This is a genomic window from Paenibacillus sp. KACC 21273, from assembly GCF_028736095.1.
Lineage (GTDB): Bacteria > Bacillota > Bacilli > Paenibacillales > Paenibacillaceae > Saccharibacillus > Saccharibacillus kyungheensis.
Genome location: NZ_CP117876.1, coordinates 4,803,530 through 4,827,666, shown reverse-complemented (window position 1 = coordinate 4,827,666; position 24,137 = coordinate 4,803,530). Strand labels below are relative to the sequence as shown.

Below are 24,137 nucleotides of genomic sequence, written 5' to 3'. Positions count from 1 at the left end.
CAATAATATGAAAAAAAACAATAACGTAACATGGATGCATTACAGTAAATGGGCATTAGCGCTTGGAGCACTCACAGTGGCGATTACAGCTTGTAATGGTACAAATACAGCTCAACCAGCCACAACAGTGGATACAACGACTCCAACTACAGCTACAGAGCAACCGACTACGCCAACAGCTAAGCTTACAGCAGAAGAAGTTCCAACTGCCTTGCTAGAAGGCCACTATAAAGAAGTATATGCTCAATTTAGCGATAATTTCAAAAAGCAAATCTCTGAAAAAGATTTTGTTAGTTCAGCTGAAGCATCTCTTCAATCTGTCAAAGCATTTAATAAAGCCGCAGATATGGAGATCAACGATGCAGATGTGCGTTCATGGGTTAGTGATTCAGGAAATATAGGGCTTAACCTAACAATAGACCAGCAGGGGACAATTCTAGGGCTACAAGCCAAAGCTTTAACGCCTACACCTACAACCGATAAAGTTACCACCAAAAATGAATATGCGTTTCCATTCAAAGGCGACTGGTTTGTGTTCTGGGGTGGGAATAATGCGTTGATCAATTACCATTATGAGTACGAAAGTCAGCGTTATGCGTATGACTTTATCCAGCGCAAAGATGGATACTCTTACAAAGGTGATCCACTCAAAAATGAAAGCTATTATGCTTTTGGACAACCGCTATATGCACCTGCTGACGGTAAAGTGGTATCGGTATTAAGTAATATTCCAGATAACGAGCCTGTAGGTAAAATGAACCCGAAAGTGCCTGCGGGTAACGAGATAGTTATTGCGCATAGCAATGGTGAATACAGCGTAATCGGTCATATGAAAAAAGGATCGGCATTGGTGAAAGTTGGGGATATGGTCAAGACTGGCGATAAGCTAGGATTGGTTGGGAACTCGGGTAATTCCAGCGAAGCGCATTTACATTATCAGGTGTCTGATGGGGCTGATCTGTTCAAGTCCAAAGCGATTCAGATCAAGTGGCAAGATGGAAGTAAACCTGTACAGGGTGAGACGATTACAGCCAAATAAATCAAATATGCCAAAAAAGGGATAGTCATCATGACTATCCCTTTTTGTTTTCTATCCTACATTGATACTCTAATATTAATAATTATTTATTCTGCAAAATCTGCATTTATCGTTGTCTCTTTCCAATCTTCAATCGTTTGAAGTAAATTAGTGAATTTATGAGTAGCTGCTTGATATGCTGCTTTTCCTAAGAGAAGGCGAAGTGGAGGATTATCCGACTCAATTACTTTTAAAATAGCTATTGCTGCTTTTTCAGGATCACCGGGTTCTTGACCGTTTGCTTGTTCCATATGATCCAACATCGGACTCAGGGTTTCTTGATAAGCCGAAATAGTTGGTTTGGTTTTGACCGAGGAGCGACCACCCCAGTCTGTTCGGAAAGAACTGGGCTCGATAAGTGTAACATGAATATGAAATGGACTAACTTCTTGAGCAAGACTTTCTGAGATCCCTTCAACAGCATACTTAGTAGCATGATAGTAACCAAGAGTTGGGAACGAAGTGAGCCCACCGATCGAAGATAAATTAATGATATGACCTGATTGTTGGTTCCGCATAAAAGGGAGTACCGCATTTGTAGCGTTCATAAGTCCCCAGAAGTTAATTTCGAACATTTTACGTGTTTGTTCTTCGATACTTTCTTCCACAGAAGCAAAATAGCCGATACCTGCATTATTAATTAACACATCAATTTTTCCAAAATGGTCTACAGCAGTAGCTACAGCTTGTTTGATTTGTTCCGGGTTCGTTACGTCCAATTCAAGAACAAGAATGTTAGATGTATATTGTTCTGCTAAGCTTTTTAGTGTATCTGTATTTCTAGCTGTTGCGACAACATTATAGCCTTCAGCTAATGCTTTTTCAGTAATAGAACGTCCAAAACCACTTGAACTTCCTGTAATAAAAATAACTTTTTGACTAGATATCAATTTCCTTCACTCCTTTAAGTGGTATAGATTGAGAATACATCTTAAAGGAAGCTTTATGTCAAATCGTTATTGAAAATAATCTTTATTAAGTACTTTAAGATCATAATACGTTATTTTTTGAATGATTTTTTCTAAGTTTTGATGAATTTGCTTGAGATGTTCTTCTACTTTTTGTTTGTGGTCTACTAAAAATTCGCGTCTTTCAAGTAGCGTATCATCTCCAACCACAATTAAATCAATATAGCTTTTTATATCTTTTAGACTCATACCAGTTTCTTTCATCGCAATAACAAGCTTTAACCACTCGATTTGTTCTTTAGAATATATGCGTCGTCCTATATCATTGCGTGCTATAGCAAGCAAAATTCCTTCTTTTTCATAATAGCGAATAGTAGAGGCGTTGATACCAAATAATGCTTGAACTTCTCCAATAGTATACATTGATCTTCCTCCAGACTTAAAGTTAACTTTAAGTCCCATTATAATTTTCGCAAAGTGTATTATCAATCATTGTCGCAAAATGAAAGTATTGAAGTATCAGTAGTGATTCGTATGATTAGTAACAAATATGCAAATCTTTAATAAACTTTAAACATTTTATAATTATCTTCATAGTACGACATAATAAAGTCGCGAAAGTCTCTTGCTGAAGAGGATAACGTTTTATGTTTTACCCAAGATAAGCTTACTGGATAGGTCGTAGAATCATCTGTCACTTGTACATAATTTAACCCCAGTGTTCTACACACGGAAATAGGAAGTAAAGCGACACCTTGATCAAGCTTGATAATTTCGACCAGCAAATGGGAGTCTACCTCAAATGCAATATTGGGGATAAAGCCAGCTTGCTCACAAAGAGAAGTCGTGAAATCACTATACTCTACATTATTAGCTAAAGTGATAAACGGTTCATCGGCGACATGACTTAACGAAATTTCATGTTTGCCTGTCAATCGGTGGTTGGAAGGTAGCACAAGAACAATATCTTCATCGACCAGTAAACAACTTTCTAGCTCCTCATCTTGAATTGGATGTCCGGTTATTCCTAAATCTATCTCTCCTTTTTTTAAACTTGTTAATATTTCGCTTTTCACTCCAATTGACTGAAGAATTTTTGATGTAGGAAAGTGGTTAATATGTTCACTGATTAGACCAGTTAGGAATCTTGGATTGGAAATAGATATTTTGATAGTGTTAGCAATGTGATGTTCCTGAGATAGAATTTCTATTTGTGCATTTTCAATCTCTATAAAAATCCGGTTTACATGCTTTAGAAGAATTTTCCCAGATGAACTTAGTTGAATATTTCTGCCTTTCCGATCAAATAGATTAGTTCCTAATTCGTCTTCAAGTCTTTTGATCGTAAGGCTTAAAGAAGGCTGTGCGATATTTAATTGTTGGGCTGCTTTAGAAATGTGTTCTGTATAAGCAACAGTCTGAAAGTATTTGAGCTGGAGCAATTCCATAGATACACCTCGCTTATTTATTGGGATAAATGTATATATACATTATTATATATTAGATTATATGTAAATATAGATGTAAGATGATTATAGAAGATTATAGAAGATAGATGATCAAAGACTAACGATAAGCAAACAAATATAAAAAATATGAGTAAAAGGAAGGTGCATTATGAGAATAGATATAAATAATATTGCCCAAAATCTTAACACACCATTAACCGCACCCGCTTACCCTATGCCACCTTATAAATTTGTTAATCGTGAATATCTGAATATTGTTTACCGCACAGATGCAAAAGCTTTACGAGCAGCAGTACCAGAACCTCTTGAAATGATCGGCGATCCTCTGGTCAAATTCGAAGTGATGTGGATGCCAGACGTATCGGGATTAGGGGCTTATACTGAAGCTGGACAAGTGATTCCTGTCCGATTTAATGGGGAAGATGGAGATTATACGCATTCGATGTACGTCGACAACTTTCCAGCGATTGCAAGTGGTCGAGAACTGACTGCGTATCCTAAGAAGTTAGGTGCACCGAAGCTTTATGTCGATTCAGATACGTTAGTAGGTACGTTGGATTACGGTTCACTTCGTGTAGCTACTGCTACGATGGGATATAAGCATGTTGAGATGGATAAAGAAATTGCTAAAAATGAAATTTGTCGACCTACTTTTATGGTTAAGATTGCTACAGATTACAATGGAGATTTGAAGATTTGCGATTTGGTACGAACACAGATAACGAATATAGATGTGAAAGGGGCTTGGAGTGGGCCGGCTAGACTGCAATTATTTGAACATGCACTAGCCCCACTTGCAGACTTGCCTGTATTAGAAGTTGTTTCAGCATCTCATATTCTGACGGATTTAACGTTGAATGCTGCACAACCTGTATATAATTACCTAGAAGAAAAATAAGGGAGATTTTGAAATGAGAATTGCAGTTTTAGGAGCAGGTTCATTAGGAACTATCGTTGGAGCATATCTTGCTGCTGGAGGAATAGATGTTGAGTTAATTGATTCATATCAAGAACATGTAGATACTCTCAATCAAGTAGGTGCTAAAGTCATCGGAACGACAGAATTTCAGGCTAAAGTGAAAGCTATCATCCCTGAAAACAAGTCAGGGAAGTACGATTTAGTCTTACTGTTAACCAAACAATTATATAACGACGCTGTTCTGCAAGAGTTGCTTCCTTTTTTAAAAGAAGATAGTGTTGTCTGTTCTTTGCAAAATGGTATACCTGAAAACAACGTGGCTTCTATCGTTGGGGAAAAACGTGTTATAGCAGGTTCTGTTGAATTTGGAGCTACTTTTATCGAACCCGGCGTATCTCAACTTACCACCGAGTATAACCAGTTTAAAGAGTACGCTTTTCAAATTGGAGAATTAAACGGTGAAACGACAGAAAGAATCCAACAGATCAAATCTGTGTTAGATCTTGTAGGCGGAACACATATTTCCGATAACTTAGTTGGAACAAAGTGGTCCAAATTACTGATTAACAATGCATTCAGTGGTTTATCGGCAGCATTAAACGGAGAATATGGATCTATTCTTGATCATGAAGTTGGTATTGTTAGTGCCGTTCATATCGCCGATGAGACGATAAAAGTTGGACACGCCAATGGTGTCGCTTTTGCTAAAATGGGTGGATTTGATATAGAATCTTTGGAATTAAACAGCGAAAATGATATCCCTGAACGTATCCAAACCTTTAGAGTAGTGATGGAACCATCCAGATTGCTAAGAGCAAGTATGCTTCAGGATCTGGAGAAAAAACGTAAAACAGAAATCGATTATATTAATGGCGTTGTTCCAACAATGGCAGAAGGCACTGGCATCCCAACACCTTTTAACGATTTGGTTATAGCACAAGTCAAATCTGCCGAAGAATCTCAAACAGTGCCTACATTTGATACAAATATAAAAGCTTTTGAACAGTTATTGAGTATCCAGCAGAAAGTATAATATCTAAATAAAGCATGCCAGATCATTAGGTTAATCGTTAATTGTAATAGGAATTTTGATACTATAAATGTCATACATCCTACTAAAAAAATAGAATAACCAAAGCGAAAAAAAGAACACCAGACTGCTATGCTGGTGTTCTTTTCTAGGTAAAAGTAATCGAAGTCTATATTGTTGTAAAAGTATAGCTATATTTTATTTACATTACAATTCCACTCTCAAGTTACCGAGCATCTTAGCGGTTTCGGGATCAAGATAGGATAAGAAAAGACTTTCTTCTGTATCCAGAGTAGCAATCTGCTCCATATCTTCTACACTTAGCTCAAAGTCGAAAATATCAAAGTTCTCAGCAAGACGTTCTCGACGTACAGACTTGGGAATTACGACAACATCGCGTTGAACAAGCCAGCGTAATATGACTTGGGCGACTGATTTGTTATGTTTGTCAGCAATAGAAGTTAGCAATTCGTTACTAAACATCTGGTTACGTCCTTCTGCAAAAGGCCCCCACGATTGGATCTGTACACCTTGTTCTTGCATAAAAGTAGCGTTATCGATCTGTTGATGAAAAGGATGGGTTTCCACTTGATTGATCGCAGGTACGATATCATTATGCACGATCAGATCCATTAAGCGATCAGGCAAAAAGTTGCTAACACCGATCGCTTTGATTTTCCCTTCTTTATAGAGTTCTTCCATCGCTCGCCAAGCTCCATAATAATCACCAAATGGCTGATGAATTAGATATAGATCTAGATAGTCGACTTGAAGTTTGTGTAAAGACTTGGCAAAAGCGGCTTTGGCACTCTCGTAGCCAGCATCTTGAATCCACAGCTTGGTCGTAATAAATATTTCTTCGCGGGGCACACTACTACGCTTGATAGCACGTCCTACTGCTTCTTCGTTCATATAGCCAGCCGCTGTATCAATCAAACGATATCCAATCTGTAATGCTTCATAGACAGCATTTTCACATTCTTCTGCATCTGGAATCTGATAGACACCAAAGCCTAAGATGGGCATAGTAACACCATTATTCAATGTGACAGTTTGCATAATTATTCCTCCTGTACTGGTTTTGTATTTGAAATAGCAAATGATCACTTCTATATACATAACGCGTGAATATAGATTCTGCTTGTGATGTGTTTGCAGTATAATGAGCTTATTCCCTTCGTGCTACACGAAGTCAAGCGATTCTCTATAATGAATTTGGAAAGGTGGATATGGCGATGCTTACTGTAAAAGAAGCTGCTCTGATGACAGGACTTACCGAACATGCTGTACGCTTTTACACGGATAAAGGATTAGTGCCTAGTGTCCAACGTAACAAAAATAATATTCGGTTATTTGATGAAGAATCGATTAACTGGTTGTATGGAGCAAGATGTCTCAAGCAGACAGGAATGCCGATTGAAACGATCAAATTATACGTTGACCTTTGCTTAGAAGGAGATGCGACTATTCCTCAGCGCAATGAAATGATGATGGAATACAAAGAAGTGGCTTTGATCCAACTACAAGAAGCACAAAAGCGAGTAGCCCATTTGGAACAAAAAACGATTCAATATCAGGCTATTCTTACGGAGGGTATTGCTGATACCACTAATCCTCGTACATGGGGAAAAGATAAAGCGATATCTGCAACGCCCACACATTCTTAAGTTTTAGTGATAACAAGGAAAGATTTGTCTTATACTCAAAGTCGTTGGACTGTCTTATTACTTTAAAATAGATCATCAAAAAGCTCTTTAGTACTTTATAGACTAAAGAGCTTTTTAATATATAGATCTGCTTATTTTTAATGATTTATTGAAAGAAGTGGCAGTGAATAATAATGAAATTCAGCGGAAATTTCAAATCCGACAGACGTGTAAAGACGTAATACATGTCGATTTGCTGTGACTACACTTAAGCGAATCTGAGTGTATTGTTGATCTTGTAATAAAGTAATCAGTTGAGCAAGAATATCTCGACCATAGCCTTTACCTTGCTCTGTAGGAAGTACACAGAAATCATGTATAACCGCGGTATGAGCTTGAATGGTATTGACTCGAATCATTCCGACAGGATTGGATTGGTGTAGAACCAGATAAGTTAATCGGCTAGGCTCTTGACTTGTGCTCTCCAGATACTCCTTAGTCCAGGACTCTGAATCTTCAAAAGCTTGCGCAAAACAGTAGATAAGAAAGGCAGTATCCTTTTTGTTGGCAACTCTTATAGTAAGATGATTGTAGTAGGGCATCCTATCTTGTATAGAATTAAAAGTCATCGAGAATTGAGAATGACTAAAATCAGCGTCAATATGCCCTATACAATCGATACCTGATTGTGAGTTAGAAGGAACTCTAAAAAGACAATGTTGTATATTTACAAGATGCATATCTGCAACTGCATGGTTCAATAGATTTCTAAAAATACCATTACGACGGAACTCTGGATGAACCATAGCATTGATATTAGCTTCAATCCTGTCTGAAGTATACCAGCTTAGAAAACCGATAAGCTGATCTTCGTTATAGCACAGAAAAGCCTCGTCTCCATGTATTGCTTTCAAACTTTCTACACCAACCCGTAAGTCTGATGCGTCAGAAAGTGCACATATTTGTTCTAATAATCGAATTTGATCAATTTGCTGATCTGAAAAATCAGTCATTTTACTAATCGTATACGTTGGCATAACTTTGTTTATCCTCTAAGAGTCGGAAATACGTAGTTTATGGACGAATAGACGTTATCCTTCTCGTTTCTGTCCAGATCATTATAGTTACCAATAGCAACGCCCCCTAGAATGATAATGAGTTTAGTATTGCTTAAATGATAGCGAGAATCAACAACAAAATAGAAAAGAGTGCTATTTCATCGGTATGGCTCCAATTAGCTAGGTGAGAGAGTGAAATTTGTATCATTTGGATGAATACATAGAATACAATAATTGTAGATTTACATAGCAAGGAGCGATGCAGAGATGAACACTATACAGTCGATCAAAAAACGGTATGATCTACTATTTCCAGATGATGTGATCACACCACAAGTAATAGCTAAGATGGAACAGCAATTACAGTTGCAATTACCTGACGATTTTAAAAAGATCGCTTCATTTTTTAATGGAGGATTGATTGGAGGTATTTCTATATTTAGTTATGATCACTATACACCCAATATAATAGAAGAAACGCTTCGATTGCGAAAAGATATTCAGTTTCCTCATTCTTTGCTATTTCTAGCAGAGCCTGCGGGAAGTATGATCGTGCTGGATACAGCACAGACTCCAGCAGTGATCTGGTGCGATAGTATAGATGTACATCAACTACATGATCGCTCTTTTCAGATAGCACCGGATACGTGGGATACATTTGGTAACTTTTTTGAATATCTATTAACACAAGAAGAGGCAGAACAAGAATAAACAATGTAAAAATCATCTCATGTTATAACATGGGTATAACAGAATGAATAGATAGTAGATTGTTGAGTTGATTAGCATCTATCTACAGATATACAGCTTTTCCTCAATATCGACCGTCAAGTAGATGTATATCTTTGCCTATTGTTCTACAATAAATAAAATCGTACAGAGCAGTGGGGGAGACATATGGGTATTGAACAGGAAAAAACGTATAGATATCTGATCCGTATATTTGGAACGATCTCACTGATGATTACCAGTTATAACGAATATGTAAGTTATGGAGCAGTGAATCAGTATGGCACATTATTGATCTTATTTCTGTATATAATGATTATTTGGGTTCCGAAAATATGGCGTAGTCGAACGATCTATATTATTCTTTCGATCATTATTATCAGCACAGCGTTATATCTTCATTATCAATACGGGTCTGTGAATTCAAGCCTATTATGGCCATTGTTGTTTTTGAGTATATTTATTAATCGAGATTATCGGTATGTGACTATCATCGTTAGTCTAGTAACGATTACTGTGATTGCATTAGTATACGCTTTTTCTTTTGGTAGTTTGCTAGCGATTATTGGTATTTTTCTAGTCGTACGTAGTTCTCAGATACGTCAAAATGCACATGCTTTAACAAAATCACATCTCGATCAATTGGATCAAGCTCATCGAGAGCTACAAGAAGCTCATCTAGAACTGCAAGAAGCAAGCGCGCATTCAGTACGTTATGCGGCATTGGAAGAACGAACCCGTCTGGCACGAGAAATACATGATGGATTAGGGCATCAACTGACATCGCTGATTATTCAATTACAGGCTTTGGAGATTATGCAATCGACAGAACCAGAGCATATGCCAGAGCGTATCAAGCAACTGATCTCGATTGCTCGTCAGGCGCTGACAGAAGTACGTATAGCCGTCAAAGAATGGTCGAATGATGAGATGGGCTTAGGATTGGTCGCTTTGAAAGGATTGATCACGCAGACGGGGCAACGCTCGGCACTCAAGCTTACCTTTGTAGAAGATTCTCCAATTACCGAATGGTCGATTCAGACCAGTATTGTCTTGTACCGGGTGCTCCAAGAATCATTAACCAATGTGCTTCGTCATGCACAAGCAGATACCGCTTCTGTACATATTCAGGAGAAAGACCATAACGTGTATTTGCGTATTTCAGATAATGGTGTCTATACCGCTACAGATTCATTGAAGATAGGCTATGGATTAAAAAATATGAAAGAACGCTGTGAGCAACAGGGTGGAACCTGTCAGTTTGAGCCTGTGTTACCTCATGGTTTGTCTATTCAAGCTGTAATCCCTATCGGAAATCCAACCCCATCATAAGGAGAAATAATCATGAGTGTTCCATCTAACATTCGAATCGTGCTTGTCGATGATCAGCCGATTGTACGTCAAGGATTACAGTATATTATTAATGCTCAATCGGATATGGAATGTGTTGGTGAAGCCAGTAATGGACATCAAGCGTTAGAAGTTACATTAGAGCAACAGCCTGATATGGTATTGATGGATATTCAGATGCCTGAATGCTCTGGTCTAGAAGCAACAGAACAGATTTTACGTGTATTGCCTGATATGAAAATTGTATTGTTGACTACTTTTGATGTACAAGATTATATTAAGGAAGGCATTCGCGCAGGGGCTACCGGATTTCTACTCAAAGACGCAGATACTCAAGAATTACTGGCAGGGATTCGTGCAGTGTATAAAGGAGAAGCATTGTACAAAACACCGCTAGCAAGCAAAGCACTCGCTGAAGCACTTAAAAAGGCAGAACCAGCACCGCTATCAACTCCCGCGAAGTATGAACTGATCGAACCGTTAACCGATCAGGAGTTAATTGTGTTACAACAAATGGCGTATGGCAAGCGTAATTCAGAGATTGCACTGGCGCTACACATTTCACATGGCACTGTCAAAACGCATGCTCATCGTATTTTTCAAAAGTTAAATGTGGAAGATCGGACACAAGCTGTTGTGCTAGCGATACGCCAAGGATTGGTCAAGTAATTGATGTTGATGTATATCGCTAGATAGATCAATGGATGCTCAAAGATCAATCTGCAAGTAGACGTATACATACTGTTGAATCTTTAGAATAAAGGTATAACCACATTCTAAGGAGGTCAATATATGTATTCTAATATAGTTACAACATTACTTGTGATTGGGATGATCGTCTGGATTGTTTTACATCAATTGCGTCCCAAACCGGTCAAAAAATTATTTTTTATTGTGTTACCATTGATTGCTTTGTATGAAGTGTATCAGACATTTCCCCGGCAACAGGTGCCTGTAACCCAGTGGATCGAGTGTATCTTAGTGGTCGTAGCCGCTTTGATCGCTGGAACGATTCAGGCATGGCACAGCAAAGTATATATTCAGAATCATATTGTGTATGTTCAAGGCACTACGATTACATTGATCACATGGGCAAGCTTTATATTGACTCGAATCGCATTAGGATTTGCTTTCGGAGAGTTCGCAACAGGGTATCATCGTATTCAGTGGATATTGTGGGTCGGCATTGCTGTTATTTTCGCTACACGTAGTTTAATATTATATGCCAAATTCCCTGAGATTAAGCATGTATTTGCACCTTCCAAAGTTAACGGATAGATGAACTGATATGTATATAAAGAAGCACTCGTATAAGATGATTATCCCATCTTGTATGGGTGCTTTTGCTATAGGTATCCCTTTATTTGTAATAAAGTATAAATATAAAGAAATAATGTATTGTACTTGAAAGAGGATTATGCAATATTTAAAAGGACACGTTTGGCTTTGGATGAACATTACACATTCAGAGGGAGTTATATAATGAAAAATTGGCACAAAAAAATGCTTTCGCTTGTTTTGGCAGCAGGATTACTTGCGACAGCTTCACCTGCGATGGCAGCGACAGCTTCACAGCCATTAATCTTGAAAGTGAACGATCAGAAGGTTCAGTACAGTAAAGGAATAGCGCCTACAGTTCAGCAGAAAGTGACAATGGTTCCACTTCGTTCAACATTGCAAGCGATGAAGATTCAATTGTCCAACGTATCCAAAGATAGCATTACCGTTGTAGCCAATGGTAAAAGTGTAACTGTTAAAAGCAAACTGGCTAAAATCAATGGTACTGCATATGTGCCTATTCGTACCTTTGCTGAATTAACTGGATATACTGTGATTTGGAATGCCAAAACACGTACGATTCAGTTGACTTCACCTCCTGCTACACCTACTCTTCCTGTAGAAGAAAATACTCCTCCAGTAGATACAACGGTTGCTCCTACAGAGAATACAGCACCACCAGTAGTGACTCCAGACCCTAGCAGTACGATAACACCAACACCTGCACCATCTACAGAAACTGCCGATACAGGTGGTCGTGGATTTATGTGGGAAGTACAAAATAACGGAAATACCGTGTACTTGGTCGGTTCGATACATATTGCCAATGAAAGTTTTTATCCGCTACGCAAAGAATATGAGCAAGCTTTCGCAGAAGCTAATTATCTTGGCGTAGAAGTAGACATTACACAGATATCGGATGAAGCGATGCAACAACGTGTTTTGGAAATCGGTGAGTACAAAGATGGAAGCAGACTGCAAGATCATCTATCTACGTATACGTATGCCAAATTAGGTAAAGCACTTCTAGCGAATGATTGGAAACGCGATGCATTAGATCATTTCAAACCATGGGTTGCAGAAATGATTGTAAGTTCTTTTGCTCCAAGCGATCCAGAATACAAATCAGCAGATGGGATTGATCTACACTTTATCCAAAAAGCTGTAGAACGCAAAATCACAGTGATGGAATTGGAATCACAAGATTCTCAGCTTATGATGCTCAATAACTTCTCTGATGAATTACAAGAACAAATGTTATATTCGACACTGTATGATCTGGACAATCCTAATCAAGCCGATCTGAATGAAAATACAGATGAAGCCGCAGAAATGTGGAAAACAGGCGATGAGAAAAAATTGCTAGAATTAACAAACAGTACAGCTGGTAATGAAGAATATAATAAAGCAATGCTGGTTGATCGCAATATTGGAATGGCGCAAAAAATTGATGGCTATTTAAAAAGTGGTGGTAACCAGAAATACTTTATCGTTGTCGGTGCGGCTCATTATCTAGGTAACGATGGTATTATTCACTTGCTTGAGAAAAAAGGATATACCGTCACCAGAAAATAACAGTATAGTTAGCGTAAATATAAGTATGATCTTAGATTCAACAATATCCAAAACATAAACGTGCTCCAAAAAACCACCTCATTCTATAGTGAATGGAGTGGTTTTTTGTTGCAAATACAACATGAATAATATATATTTAAAAAAGAATAATTGTTGCATTTACAACAAAAAATAAAAGGAGATTATTATGAAAGAAATTCTTCGAGAAATCGGAATGATCGCTAGAGCGTTAGATAGCATTAGCAATATTGAATTTAAAGAGTATGCACTCACCAAAGGTCAATATTTGTATCTGGTGCGTATCTATGAAAATCCTGGGATTATTCAAGAAAAATTAGCTGAAATGATCAAAGTCGATCGTACCACTGCTGCGCGTGCAATCAAAAATTTAGAAGAGAATGGATTTGTGCAAAAAAAAGAAGATCCGCATAACAAAAAAATCAAAAAGCTTTTTCCTACAGTGAAAGGAGAACAGATTTATCCTGTGATCAAAAAAGAAAATGATTATTCTAATCTAATGGCATTGGAAGGATTATCAGAGCAAGAGAATGACCTACTATTCGAGCTTCTACAAAAGGTAAGAAAAAATGTAGAAAAAGATTGGACTTTTGTCAAAAAAGGCAATAAACGAAATTATGAATCATGGTGAAAGGAGTACACAAACGATATGAATATTATAATAAGACAGTGTACGTTAGAAGATGTACAACAATTACAGGAAATCAGCTATGACACCTTTAATGAAACATTTCGAGAACAGAATTCACCTGAACATATAGATCATTATTTGGAGAAAGCATTCAATCGTCTACAGTTAGAAACAGAATTAAACAATCCGTATTCACAGTTCTTTTTCGCTTATGTGAATAATGAACTTGCTGGTTATCTCAAGATCAATACCGATCAAGCACAGTCTGAAAAGATGAGCGAGGACAGTCTGGAGATCGAACGCATTTATATCAAGCAATCATTTCAAAAGCATGGAGTAGGGAAGCATCTTTTTCAGCAAGCCCTTCAGATTGCGAAGGAGATGAACAAACAGCAGATGTGGCTAGGAGTATGGGAAAAGAACGACAATGCCATCTTATTTTATCAAAAGCTAGGTTTCGAGCTAACCGGTCAACATTCGTTCTATATGGGGGATGAACAGCAAACCGATTTGATTATGACCAAAAGACCACTTATAGATTAAGTGGTCTTTGGACTAGAATAGCATTCAATCAATATGAAAATTTCGCAGTGTACGCATTCATTTCTTTATGGAACTGTGTAAGTAATTTGTTGGCAATCGCTAATTGAGTATTTGCTTTTTTGGATATGCTAGGATCTAATTTCTTGGTGGATAAATATTTTTGGAAAAGAAGCATACCTTGTAGTTGATAGTTAGCACCTTTTACATATATTTTGTGCATACGAGCCAAGTCTTTGTTGGGTGTATAGACTTTTTGTACCCCTTTAACAAACTTTTTATAGTTTGGAAGAGCAATACCTGTAATCTCTACATAAGAAGAACGATGATCTGAAGCTTTGAATTTTTTATTTTCTTTAAAAATAGTTAGAGCAATTTGTTCATATTCTTGCAGTGGTTCCAATTGATCGTCATAATCCACGTAGTCATGATACGCCTGCTTGTATTTGGCAGGAACTTGGCTATCATCATAACCATATTCAGAAGAAGTGGCTGCATGAGTAGATGGAAGAGGTACAACCAATACCATACTTTGTACGATCAAAAAGGTGAGCGTTACTATCCATAACAATCGAGCTTTCACGTTACTATATAATCCCCTTTCGCTAATATATTTGAGAAGACTCATTATAACATAGGTTGATTTTGTCAGTTCCTGTTACTATTTGTATCGTCACTTTGCACTCTTTCTTTTAGAAAGTTAGCAAGCATATTCTAGTGTATATAGTGAATATAAGCAAATTTAATTGCTTGGTATACATTGGAAACGGTTAACATATAAAGAATGAACATTTAGCGCACTGCTAAACATTGTAACAAGTTAAAGTGTTCGATATCGTGCTTGGCTATCTTGTTAAGGAAAAGGAAGTGTACACATGGTCAAAAGAGTAATTGTCACAGGTGGTAGTGGACTCGCTGGTAAATGGGTAGTACAAGAATTATTTGAGCAAGGATACGAAGTACTCAATTTAGACAAAGTTCCTTTGGATCATCCGCATGTACGGACACTGATTACAGACCTTACAGATGCAGGGCAAGTATTCAATGCGCTAGCCAGTCCTACGATTGATAAAAGTTACCATGAATCGATAGCACCGCAACCGATCGATGCCATTGTGCATCTAGCAGCAATTCCTCAAATTCACACATATCCAGACAACGAAGTGTATCGTATCAATGTGATGAGTACGTACAATATATTGGATGCCGCAACCAAATACAATATTCCTAAAGTCATTTTAGCTTCCAGCGAAACGACGTACGGAACTTGTTTTGCAGACGAGCATCGTGATCCTGATTATTTCCCGCTCGATGAAGATTACAATATTAATCCGATGGATAGCTATGCTACATCCAAAGTGGTGAATGAAGTCACAGCCAAAGCTTTTCAGACCCGCACAGGTATAGATATCTATTGTTTTCGGATAGCCAATGTAATAGATCCTTCCAAATATGCTGATTTCCCTGCTTATTTCGCCGAGCCTATTCAGCGTAAACGGATTACTTGGAGCTATATTGATACTCGTGATCTAGCGCTAGCATGTAGGTTGGCTGTTGAAACCGATGGATTAGGATTTCAGGTAATGAATATTGCCGCAAATGATGTTTCTTCTGACAAACCAACCAAAGAGTTGCTAGCTGCTTATTATCCGAATGTGCCTTTGAAAAAAGAACTGGATGAATATGAGACTTTAGTGAGCAATACCAAAGTAAAAAGACTACTTGGATTTGAACAACAACATTATTGGAGATCTTATGTAGATACCGAATAGAATTACTATACAAAATATAATAAAAAGGGTGCGGCTGATCGTAGCTACACCCTTTTTTGCTATCGTTCATTATCTAAAATGCTAAATGATATTTTGCTGAACGAAGCGATTTATTGTGAAAATTGAGCATTGTACAAAGCGATTTTTTCATTAAATTCACTAATCAATAGCTGACCTTGAGTGAATTTTACATTCGCTTTTTTGATAATAGTGGGGTCTGGATTTAGTTTGGAAACGTATTTTTGAAAAAGGATCATTCCTTCTAATTGAAGAGTTGTTCCTTTAATAAATTGGGCGTGCATAGCGGCAAGGTCTGTATTGTTAGGCTTGATTTGTTTGATTCCACTTAGAAATTTTTTGTAACTCGGGATCGCAATAGTCGTCATTTCGCTATAAGCTTGTTTGCGCGTAGATGCGAGTACTTTTTTGTACTTATTTAGAATAGTAGCAGCTTTGGTCTCGTAAGGAACCCATTCTTTATATTGATTATAGTAATCTACATAATCGTCAAAAGCCTGCTGTAATTCAGGTGCAACTTCATTATACGTATCATCTTCTACATAACCAGGTTCAGGTGCAGAAGGGCTACCATTCGTTATAGTTGTATTGGTTGCTGCATGTATCGTCGCTGGCGAGTGAAACACAGGAATACACGTAAATAACACTATCATCATGATCACCAACAACGATTGCTTTTTCATAGACAATAAAGTCTCCTTTGTACCTTTTTTTCTATAAAAATCCATTTATAAAGGTATCATACCAGAAATAAAGCACAAAGAGGTAACACTAAAATAACACAATGCCTATGACGGCTGAACCGGCTATCACCATTAATGGATGAAGCTTGTATCGGACAATCGCCCAGAATGCTGCAATACCGATCAATAATGTAGCAATTGTAGTCCAGCTCATAATCACATCTGCATGGTTAGACAGACCAAAATGGATCGCTGCATAAGCAATCAATCCGGTAATAATCGGGCGTAATCCGTAGAAAGACGATTGTACCCATATATTCGAATGAATTCGGTAAAAGAATGCTGCTAATATAATCACTACAATCAGCGAAGGAAGCACAATCCCGCTTGTAGCGACAATAGCACCTGTTAAGCCAGCAGTCTCATAACCGATTAAGGTCGCACTATTAGTAGCAATCGGCCCCGGGGACATGCCTGCGAGTGAAACAGTGCTTTGAAATTGTTCGTCAGTTAGCCATCCATATCGACTACATTCATACTGGATCATCGGAATAACTGCATAACCTCCGCCAAATGAGCTAAAGCCGATTTTCAAAAAGCTTAAAAATAATTGCCATAATATCATGATATCTCCCCCTTAGATATAATATTCAATCGTAGGTGGGATATGATCATGAGTTGCTTTTTCAGTACGGGCAGTTAATCCTAATTTCTTTTTGGCTTGAATAATTAAGATACCGATACCTAGTCCAAATAAAATCATAAAGATCGGATTCAAGCCTGTAATCAAAAGAGTAATCAATGCTCCTGTAGCTACTACAATCGTAGAGCGATCAAATAATGCATTTTTCCCCATCCGATAAGCGGCAACAGCAATCAACCCGATTACAGCACCATGTATTCCTTGAAAAGCAGCTTGCACTTTCGGTTGATCCTGAAACACAGAATAAAAAGCACTGAGTGCAAATACGATAAAAAAGGTAGGTAATGTAATACCGAGTACAGCAGCGATAGCACCAGGAATTTTCCCCATCCGATATCCGAGAAAAGTTGAAGCATTCACCCCTACACCGCCGGGTGCAGAACCTGCAATCGATAATAAATCGCTCATTTCCTGACCATCTATCCATTTTCGTTTCTGTACAACTTCTCGTTCTAATATTGGAATCATCGCATAGCCTCCGCCAAATGTAGCAGGGCCAATTTTGAAAAAGATCCAAAACAAATTCCATAGTAAATGTATTTTTAACTGAAGGGTTTCAGTCCAATAAGTTTTCATCACGTTCACTCCACTCTTAGTTACCAGTATATCATCTTTTAATCATTTTGAAATAAACTTTGGAAGCTGATCTTGTAAATGTTTCTGATCATCCTTAAAACGTTTGCTTATAAATGAAAAATAAGCTATGAAATAAGTGTATTCATCTTCTTTTTTTCTCATTGATAAAAAGTGGTCAAGGTGGTCGTTACACGTTACAATGAAGGCAGATTTTAACCTTGAAGCGGAGTCAGAGCGGTATAAACGGTGTGCTTTGCAACTTCTTTATGATCCAATGTTGTCGCATGTATACTGCTATATGCTAGAGAAAGGAAGAACGTATGAATACATTTCAATTTCCGATGAAAGTGGTCAAACGGCAAGTCTATGACCGGATAGCTACACAAGATCATATTTCCAAAACAGAGTTGCTGCAAGAAATGGATATTACGAGTAGTAGTCTGAATCGTATTCTAGATGAACTGACACGAGAAGGGTGGATCAGTGAATCCGGACAAGGGCAATCTACAGGCGGACGACGACCTACATTGTATCGTATCAATCCTACGCACCGCTATATTATAGGATTGGAGATTTCACGAGTCTATTCGGTATTGGGATTATATGATCTGCAAATGAATACGATTGTGTCGTATCGCTGGTTTATGGATGAACAGATGACTCCCGAGCGTCTGGTGGATTATGTAGAAGAACGAATCGATTGGATGCTCAATGATTATCAGTTAACGTTAAGTCAGATGATTGGTATAGGGATAGGAGCAGTAGGGCCTTTAGATCGAGCAAAAGGAATGATCTTGAATCCTGTTTATTTTCCAGCGACAGGTTGGAAAGATGTAGCGATCTGCCAGATGATTAACGAGCGTACTGGATTAACAGCAGTGCTTGAAAATGGAGCCAATACAGCACTTATAGGCGAACATTGGGCAGTGCGAGATGAGAATATGCAACATATGTTATTTGTAAATGTGGGCGCAGGGATTCGTTCTGCGATGATGTCTGGCGGACAATTAGTGCGAGGTGCTGTTGATCGTGAAGGCTCGATTGGCCAGATGATTATTCAGACTGATGGAGAAAAATTACACGATCAAGGAAATTATGGCGCACTGGAAGCTTTTGCTTCGGTACAAGCGCTGGAACAGCAAGTCAGACAACGGGTGAAGTTAGGTATGGATATCTGGGAAGCGGCGCAAGAGTTAACACCGGAGCAGATTCATTTTGATACCTTAATTACAGGTCTGAATCAAGGCAATGTGTTTTTACAAGAATTGTTTGCGAGGTCTGCTAGTTATATGGGGATCGGGCTTGCTAATCTGATTAATATTTTATTGCCCGAGAAAGTAATTCTCGGTGGTGCATTGATCAATGCCGATCCTTCTTATTATGAACAGGCGATAGCAGTTGCTCGCAAAAAAGTAGGGTATGATAACAGTTACCAGCCGATCTTTTCTAAAGGAGTATTGCAAGAAAGAGCAGTGGCTGTGGGTGCTGCTGTGATGATTTTGCAACAAATGGAATTGTAATCTAATCTGTTGGATTGACGCTGAGTCTGGTTGATGCTAACATGGCGGTGTGACATTACAATATCTGTATATTTGAGGAGAGAATAATGATGAGTAACCACAACAACTTTCCGATCGAACTAGGGCAATTCCGCGATGATCTTGGATTGCTAGAAGACGAAGCATTTCAAAAAGGGTTTCTCATTTTGGATGACCAAGGTAATGAACATGATATGATGATCGTCAAAACATTTACGTATGATCAGATTCCGTATGCTCTTTTGTTACATAAAGAACCTTCGCCGTTAGATGGTACGATTTTACGAGTGGAGTATGATGAGGAAGAAGACGAATTTTTCTTGAATCATATTACTGATGATGAAGAATGGCAACGTATGGGACAAGTGTATGAAGTGATTATTCAGTTAAATAAAGACAATCCTACTGTATAAGTAGAATAAAAATAAAGCCCTCCTCATCGATTCAGAGGAAGGCTTTATTTTTATTTATTGAAACTTAGTAATATACTTTGCAAATCTATCATTGAATTGTTCAACCAAATCGCCACCTTGTCCGATCAAGTTAATTCCTTTTTGAACAGAGGTGTAATTAACTTTGGAAGTAGACAATCCTTTTTTGACCAACTTCATCCCTTGCAGGTTTAGAGAAGCACCTTTGGTATACACTTTTTGCATTGAAGCGAGTTCTTTATTTTTTGTTTTGATCTTTTTCATACCTTTTAAAAACAAAGTATAGTTCGGAATAATAGTATTAGTAAGGGCAGTGTATGCTTGCTTACGGTTAGAAGTACCGAATCCATCAAACGTATTTAATTTGTCTACCGATTTGTTCTCATAATCAGCTAATACCGAGATATCATCTGTATAATCCAACAATTGCTCGTATTCTTCTAATAGAGCAGGATCGATATCTTCATCTGTATACGTATCTTCGTCTACATTGGTATTATCGTCCTCGGTGATCCATTCACTGTCTGTTGAAGTAGCGGTATCTTCTGCTGCAAAAACAGAAGCTGTAGGGATCAAAGAAGTACCAATCAGTAGAAAAGCAAGTAATGCGGTAGCAAGAATCTTTTTGTTCATGAGTAATAAAAGCCCCTTAGTGTGTATAGCGTACGATTTTTAGAATAGTCACATGCTAAGGTTTATTGTGCAGGTAGAAATTTGGAAATATATGCTTCCATTTCTTTATCAAATTGAAGTAACAAATCGCCGCCTACGTCTAATTTAGCATTGGACTTGTCCAGTATATCATCATTTAATTTGGTTTTGGATACATATTTTTGAAACAAAAGGAAGCCTTCCATTTCAAGGGTAGCGCCTTTGATATACTTAGCATGCATTTTAGCTAATTCAGGATGAGTCGGTTTGATTTGTTTGATACCTGTTAAGAATTTTTTATAGTTTGGAATAATCGTATTTGTAACCAGTGCATATTCTTGTTTGCGATTGGTATTGTTAACATAATCATTTTTGTAATAGGCTGTCCACGCTTTTTTCTCATACTCCAGTAATGGCGCCATCTGATCACTATACTCTAGAAATTGAGTCGCTTCCTCCACCAAAGCAGGGTCAAGATTCTCTACACTTTCGCTCTCGTCATAAGTATCTTGATCTACCGCTACAGGAGGATCCTCTAATGAAGAAGCGGAAAAAGAAGAAGCCATCGTTTCCAGATCCATCGTATACGTGCCATCCGGTAAAACATCATCCGTAGCCGCAAAGGTAGCGTTTGCAAACATCACATTGGAACCTGTCAAAACAGCGGTTAACACCAGTGTAAGCATGAGTTTTCTCTTCATCTGTAATAATCCCCTTTTTCTAGCGTTTGGCAACAAAAACGCGACCAGTCTAATGAAAAATGATTTTTGCCAAGCAAAATATCTACCTTAGCGTTTGGCAGTAAAAACGCGACCAGTCTAATGAAAAATGATTTTTGCCAAGCAAAATATCTCTTTTAGCATCTGGCAGTATATAAAATGATTATGTTGAAAATTTACCACGTAAATTAAAAAAAACCAATACCAAATTAGTCAAATTTTAAAAATAATAATTAACGTTAACAACGTATGGTAGATTGCTATCTTCTATTAAGGTTTAAGTAGTAAAGAGAACCTACTCCATTAATCGACTATAAGAATGAGTATAAGAATATGGATATACCAATAGAATGAAGGAGGAAATACAAATGAACAAACAATACGATCTTATTGTCATCGGCACAGGTAGCGCAGGAGCGGGTGTAGCCACCGCTTGTAGCAAGGAGGACTGGAAGGTAGCAATTATCGATTCTAGAGCTTACGGTGGCACGTGTGCGCTTCGTGGATGTGATCCGAAGAAAGTATTGGTGGGTGCGGCCGAGATTATTGATTGGAATGAACGGATGCAAGGGAAAGGCATACAACACCAGCCTACGATTAACTGGGCAGATCTGATGGCATTTAAAGAAACATTTGTAGAAGAGATTCCACCAGCACATGAGAAAAAGTTACAAGAAGCAGGAGTAGATACTTTTCATGGATTCGCTTCATTTGTGAGCGAGGATACAGTTCAAGTCGGAGACGAGCAGCTTACAGGTAAACATATTCTGATTGCTACAGGGGCAAAGCCTGCTCCATTATCGATCGAAGGCGAGCAATATTTAGCCAATAGCGATGATTTTCTTAATTTAGAACAATTGCCATCTACTATTGTATTTGTAGGTGGAGGTTATATATCGATGGAATTTGCGCATATCGCTGTGAGAGCAGGGGCAAAAGTACATATTGTCCATCATGGAGATCAGCCGTTGGGCAAATTCGATCCTGATCTGGTCGATGAATTGGTCGAGCGTTCACGTGAATTAGGCATTCAATTTCATCTGAATACCGAGATTGAATCTATCACACAACTAGCAGATCAACAGTATAAAGTAAAAGCGACGCAGAACTCGGATCAACAAAAGCAATCTATAGAGATAGAATGTGGATTGGTGGTGCATGGTGCGGGTCGTGTAGCGAATATCGATCAGCTTCAGCTAGATCAAGCCAATATCGCCTCAGAGAAACAAGGGATTACAGTCAACGAATATTTGCAAAGTACCAGTAATCCACGTGTCTATGCCGCCGGAGATGTCGCTGCGACCAAAGGATTACCATTAACACCAATAGCAAGTATGGAATCTCAAGCTGTACGTACGAATTTGCTTCAACATAATGTACAAATACCGGATTACAAAGTGATGCCAAGTATTGTATTTACTATTCCCAAATTGGCATCGGTCGGTCTGACGGCTGAAGAAGCGCAAAAGTTAGGAGATCATATCAAAATTAACGATATGGACACCTCATCATGGTACACCTACAAACGAACAAACGAAAAGCACACCCGTATCAAAGTGATTATAGATACGAAAGCTAGAAAAGTGCTGGGTGCTCATATTTTAAGCGGCGAAGCAGATGATTTGATTAACCATTTTGCGACAGCGATTCAATTCGATCTTAATATTGATGAGTGGAAAAAAACAATCTACGGTTATCCAACTGCGATGTCGGATCTTTCGTATTTTTTGGAAGAGTAAATGCAGCTATATCTTTGTAAAAGAGTGCAATCCTAATATAGAGGATTGCGCTTTTTTTATATCCGAATGCGTAATTTCCCTCTTGTCAGACTACAGTAATTCAGATATCATCGAAATAAAGCGCTTACATTTTATGAAAAGACAGGTACGTATTCCTTCATTATTCAAAGGAAAGGGGTATCACTATGTATGCAGAATTAACGGCTGATCGTTATTTATTAGCTGGACCATCGCCTTGCTACCGTCCACAGGTACAACAGAAATGGGTTATTCTTTATACATTGTCCGGTCAGGGGATGATCCATGATCAAGATCACCGTCTCGAATGTCGTGCAGGCAGTATTGATATTATTCCGCCTGGTATGCAAAAAAGTGTATGTCAACCTTCCAATCATCGACTAGAAGGCATTTGTTGCTCTTTTACCGCTCATCCACAATGGTCTATTTTACTCAAAAGTATTCAAGATTTCTGTCCTAGCCTACATATCCACATGGATCATTCTATTTTAGCTTCACGTGTTCAACATGCTTTTGAACGTCTACTGGAATATTGTACAGAGCCTATAAGCAGATACGATAAAGAACTTTCTTTTCACACCCTTAGCGAAATTCTACTTTCTATTACAGTCTATTATGAGCCTCAAGAAGATCGTACAGATTCGAGAATTACAGAGATTATCCAATACTTGCAGGAACACTACAAAGAAGACTTGCGTATAGAGCACCTGGCACAGCGTGTCTGCCTTTCTCCATCACGATTGCTACATTTATACAAAGCAGAGACAGGAGAGACGATCGTCGATACAGTGACTCGTATGAGGCTAGAACAAGCTGAATATTTGTTGCGCTTTACCCCGCAGTATATTAACGAAATCGCTTATGAAGTAGGCTTTAATTCACAGACTTATTTTTCTCGTAAATTTGCTGAGCACTTTGGTGTCAATCCTTCGACATTTCGTCAGGGACATACACTTCAACCGATTATATTGACTTCGTAATCAACAAAAAAGCCCCTGTGGCTTAGAACAGAGACGATAGTAATTATCGATCTGCTCTAGCACAGGGGCTTTGGTGTATC

At 38.1% G+C, this 24,137-nt stretch carries 27 protein-coding genes; 16 read left to right on the top strand and 11 right to left on the bottom strand.

Annotated features, from left to right (window positions below):
* Positions 1-7: 7 nt before the first annotated feature.
* On the top strand, positions 8-1,039 hold the full coding sequence (locus tag PQ460_RS21195) for a peptidoglycan DD-metalloendopeptidase family protein (RefSeq protein ID WP_274171086.1): 1,032 nt from the start codon (positions 8-10) through the stop codon (positions 1,037-1,039).
* An 86-nt stretch (positions 1,040-1,125) separates the two neighbouring features.
* Here PQ460_RS21195 and PQ460_RS21190 read toward each other — a convergent pair whose 3' ends face one another.
* From PQ460_RS21190 to PQ460_RS21180, 3 genes are all read right to left on the bottom strand, one after another.
* Entirely contained in the window at positions 1,126-1,968 is an 843-nt protein-coding gene (locus PQ460_RS21190; RefSeq protein WP_274171085.1) for an oxidoreductase, read from the bottom strand.
* A gap of 66 nt (positions 1,969-2,034) precedes the next feature.
* Positions 2,035-2,409, bottom strand: coding sequence for a MerR family transcriptional regulator (locus PQ460_RS21185; RefSeq protein ID WP_273614720.1), 375 nt, complete (start codon positions 2,407-2,409; stop codon positions 2,035-2,037).
* A gap of 137 nt (positions 2,410-2,546) precedes the next feature.
* Positions 2,547-3,434, bottom strand: coding sequence for a LysR family transcriptional regulator (locus PQ460_RS21180; protein WP_273614721.1), 888 nt, complete (start codon positions 3,432-3,434; stop codon positions 2,547-2,549).
* Positions 3,435-3,603: 169 nt separating this feature from the next.
* Between PQ460_RS21180 and PQ460_RS21175 the strand changes: the two genes are divergently transcribed.
* Entirely contained in the window at positions 3,604-4,353 is a 750-nt protein-coding gene (locus tag PQ460_RS21175) for an acetoacetate decarboxylase (RefSeq protein WP_274171084.1), read from the top strand.
* A gap of 13 nt (positions 4,354-4,366) precedes the next feature.
* Complete coding sequence (locus tag PQ460_RS21170) at positions 4,367-5,407, top strand: ketopantoate reductase family protein (RefSeq protein ID WP_274171083.1); 1,041 nt, start codon at positions 4,367-4,369, stop codon at positions 5,405-5,407.
* A gap of 204 nt (positions 5,408-5,611) precedes the next feature.
* Here PQ460_RS21170 and PQ460_RS21165 read toward each other — a convergent pair whose 3' ends face one another.
* The gene (locus tag PQ460_RS21165) at positions 5,612-6,463 is read right to left on the bottom strand and encodes an aldo/keto reductase (RefSeq protein ID WP_274171082.1); all 852 of its coding nucleotides are present in this window, start codon (positions 6,461-6,463) and stop codon (positions 5,612-5,614) included.
* A gap of 176 nt (positions 6,464-6,639) precedes the next feature.
* On the opposite strand from PQ460_RS21165, the gene PQ460_RS21160 reads away from it, so the two are divergent.
* A complete protein-coding gene (locus PQ460_RS21160) occupies positions 6,640-7,071 on the top strand; it encodes a MerR family transcriptional regulator (protein ID WP_273614725.1) in 432 nt (143 codons plus the stop codon).
* A 137-nt stretch (positions 7,072-7,208) separates the two neighbouring features.
* Here the strand turns inward: PQ460_RS21160 and PQ460_RS21155 are convergent, their stop codons facing one another.
* Positions 7,209-8,087, bottom strand: a complete 879-nt coding sequence (locus PQ460_RS21155) for a GNAT family N-acetyltransferase (RefSeq protein WP_274171081.1) — start codon at positions 8,085-8,087, stop codon at positions 7,209-7,211.
* Positions 8,088-8,375: 288 nt separating this feature from the next.
* Between PQ460_RS21155 and PQ460_RS21150 the strand changes: the two genes are divergently transcribed.
* From PQ460_RS21150 to PQ460_RS21120, 7 genes are all read left to right on the top strand, one after another.
* Positions 8,376-8,819, top strand: coding sequence for an SMI1/KNR4 family protein (locus tag PQ460_RS21150; RefSeq protein ID WP_274171080.1), 444 nt, complete (start codon positions 8,376-8,378; stop codon positions 8,817-8,819).
* A 186-nt stretch (positions 8,820-9,005) separates the two neighbouring features.
* Positions 9,006-10,169, top strand: a complete 1,164-nt coding sequence (locus PQ460_RS21145) for a sensor histidine kinase (RefSeq protein ID WP_274171079.1) — start codon at positions 9,006-9,008, stop codon at positions 10,167-10,169.
* A 12-nt stretch (positions 10,170-10,181) separates the two neighbouring features.
* The gene (locus PQ460_RS21140) at positions 10,182-10,856 is read left to right on the top strand and encodes a response regulator transcription factor (protein WP_274171078.1); all 675 of its coding nucleotides are present in this window, start codon (positions 10,182-10,184) and stop codon (positions 10,854-10,856) included.
* A gap of 123 nt (positions 10,857-10,979) precedes the next feature.
* The gene (locus PQ460_RS21135) at positions 10,980-11,465 is read left to right on the top strand and encodes a hypothetical protein (RefSeq protein WP_274171077.1); all 486 of its coding nucleotides are present in this window, start codon (positions 10,980-10,982) and stop codon (positions 11,463-11,465) included.
* Positions 11,466-11,669: 204 nt separating this feature from the next.
* The gene (locus tag PQ460_RS21130) at positions 11,670-13,040 is read left to right on the top strand and encodes a TraB/GumN family protein (RefSeq protein ID WP_274171076.1); all 1,371 of its coding nucleotides are present in this window, start codon (positions 11,670-11,672) and stop codon (positions 13,038-13,040) included.
* Between the two features lie 187 nt (positions 13,041-13,227).
* Positions 13,228-13,689, top strand: coding sequence for a MarR family winged helix-turn-helix transcriptional regulator (locus tag PQ460_RS21125; RefSeq protein ID WP_274171075.1), 462 nt, complete (start codon positions 13,228-13,230; stop codon positions 13,687-13,689).
* An 18-nt stretch (positions 13,690-13,707) separates the two neighbouring features.
* A complete protein-coding gene (locus tag PQ460_RS21120; RefSeq protein WP_274171074.1) occupies positions 13,708-14,232 on the top strand; it encodes a spermidine/spermine N(1)-acetyltransferase in 525 nt (174 codons plus the stop codon).
* 28 nt (positions 14,233-14,260) lie between these two features.
* Here PQ460_RS21120 and PQ460_RS21115 read toward each other — a convergent pair whose 3' ends face one another.
* A complete protein-coding gene (locus PQ460_RS21115) occupies positions 14,261-14,812 on the bottom strand; it encodes a hypothetical protein (RefSeq protein ID WP_274171073.1) in 552 nt (183 codons plus the stop codon).
* A gap of 292 nt (positions 14,813-15,104) precedes the next feature.
* Here PQ460_RS21115 and PQ460_RS21110 point away from each other — a divergent pair, with 292 nt between their 5' ends.
* Positions 15,105-16,001 (top strand): NAD-dependent epimerase/dehydratase family protein, encoded by an 897-nt coding sequence (locus PQ460_RS21110; RefSeq protein ID WP_274171072.1) that lies wholly within the window; start codon positions 15,105-15,107, stop codon positions 15,999-16,001.
* A gap of 110 nt (positions 16,002-16,111) precedes the next feature.
* On the opposite strand, the gene PQ460_RS21105 is transcribed toward PQ460_RS21110, so the two are convergent.
* From PQ460_RS21105 to PQ460_RS21095, 3 genes are all read right to left on the bottom strand, one after another.
* On the bottom strand, positions 16,112-16,702 hold the full coding sequence (locus PQ460_RS21105) for a hypothetical protein (RefSeq protein ID WP_274171071.1): 591 nt from the start codon (positions 16,700-16,702) through the stop codon (positions 16,112-16,114).
* Positions 16,703-16,790: 88 nt separating this feature from the next.
* A complete protein-coding gene (locus tag PQ460_RS21100) occupies positions 16,791-17,327 on the bottom strand; it encodes a chromate transporter (RefSeq protein ID WP_274171070.1) in 537 nt (178 codons plus the stop codon).
* 12 nt (positions 17,328-17,339) lie between these two features.
* Entirely contained in the window at positions 17,340-17,981 is a 642-nt protein-coding gene (locus PQ460_RS21095; protein WP_273614738.1) for a chromate transporter, read from the bottom strand.
* Positions 17,982-18,301: 320 nt separating this feature from the next.
* Between PQ460_RS21095 and PQ460_RS21090 the strand changes: the two genes are divergently transcribed.
* Together PQ460_RS21090 and PQ460_RS21085 are read left to right on the top strand one after the other, a co-directional pair.
* Positions 18,302-19,501: an ROK family transcriptional regulator gene (locus PQ460_RS21090; RefSeq protein ID WP_274171069.1), complete on the top strand. Its 1,200-nt coding sequence runs from the start codon at positions 18,302-18,304 to the stop codon at positions 19,499-19,501.
* 89 nt (positions 19,502-19,590) lie between these two features.
* On the top strand, positions 19,591-19,932 hold the full coding sequence (locus PQ460_RS21085; RefSeq protein ID WP_274171068.1) for a DUF1292 domain-containing protein: 342 nt from the start codon (positions 19,591-19,593) through the stop codon (positions 19,930-19,932).
* A 54-nt stretch (positions 19,933-19,986) separates the two neighbouring features.
* Here the strand turns inward: PQ460_RS21085 and PQ460_RS21080 are convergent, their stop codons facing one another.
* Together PQ460_RS21080 and PQ460_RS21075 are read right to left on the bottom strand one after the other, a co-directional pair.
* Positions 19,987-20,583 carry a hypothetical protein gene (locus tag PQ460_RS21080; RefSeq protein WP_274171067.1) on the bottom strand — a complete coding sequence of 199 codons (597 nt, stop codon included), beginning with the start codon at positions 20,581-20,583 and terminating at the stop codon, positions 19,987-19,989.
* Positions 20,584-20,645: 62 nt separating this feature from the next.
* A complete protein-coding gene (locus PQ460_RS21075; protein ID WP_274171066.1) occupies positions 20,646-21,302 on the bottom strand; it encodes a hypothetical protein in 657 nt (218 codons plus the stop codon).
* A gap of 386 nt (positions 21,303-21,688) precedes the next feature.
* Between PQ460_RS21075 and PQ460_RS21070 the strand changes: the two genes are divergently transcribed.
* Positions 21,689-23,059, top strand: a complete 1,371-nt coding sequence (locus tag PQ460_RS21070; RefSeq protein WP_274171065.1) for a dihydrolipoyl dehydrogenase family protein — start codon at positions 21,689-21,691, stop codon at positions 23,057-23,059.
* A 185-nt stretch (positions 23,060-23,244) separates the two neighbouring features.
* Positions 23,245-24,057 (top strand): helix-turn-helix domain-containing protein, encoded by an 813-nt coding sequence (locus PQ460_RS21065; protein ID WP_274171064.1) that lies wholly within the window; start codon positions 23,245-23,247, stop codon positions 24,055-24,057.
* The last annotated feature ends 80 nt before the right edge of the window (positions 24,058-24,137 follow it).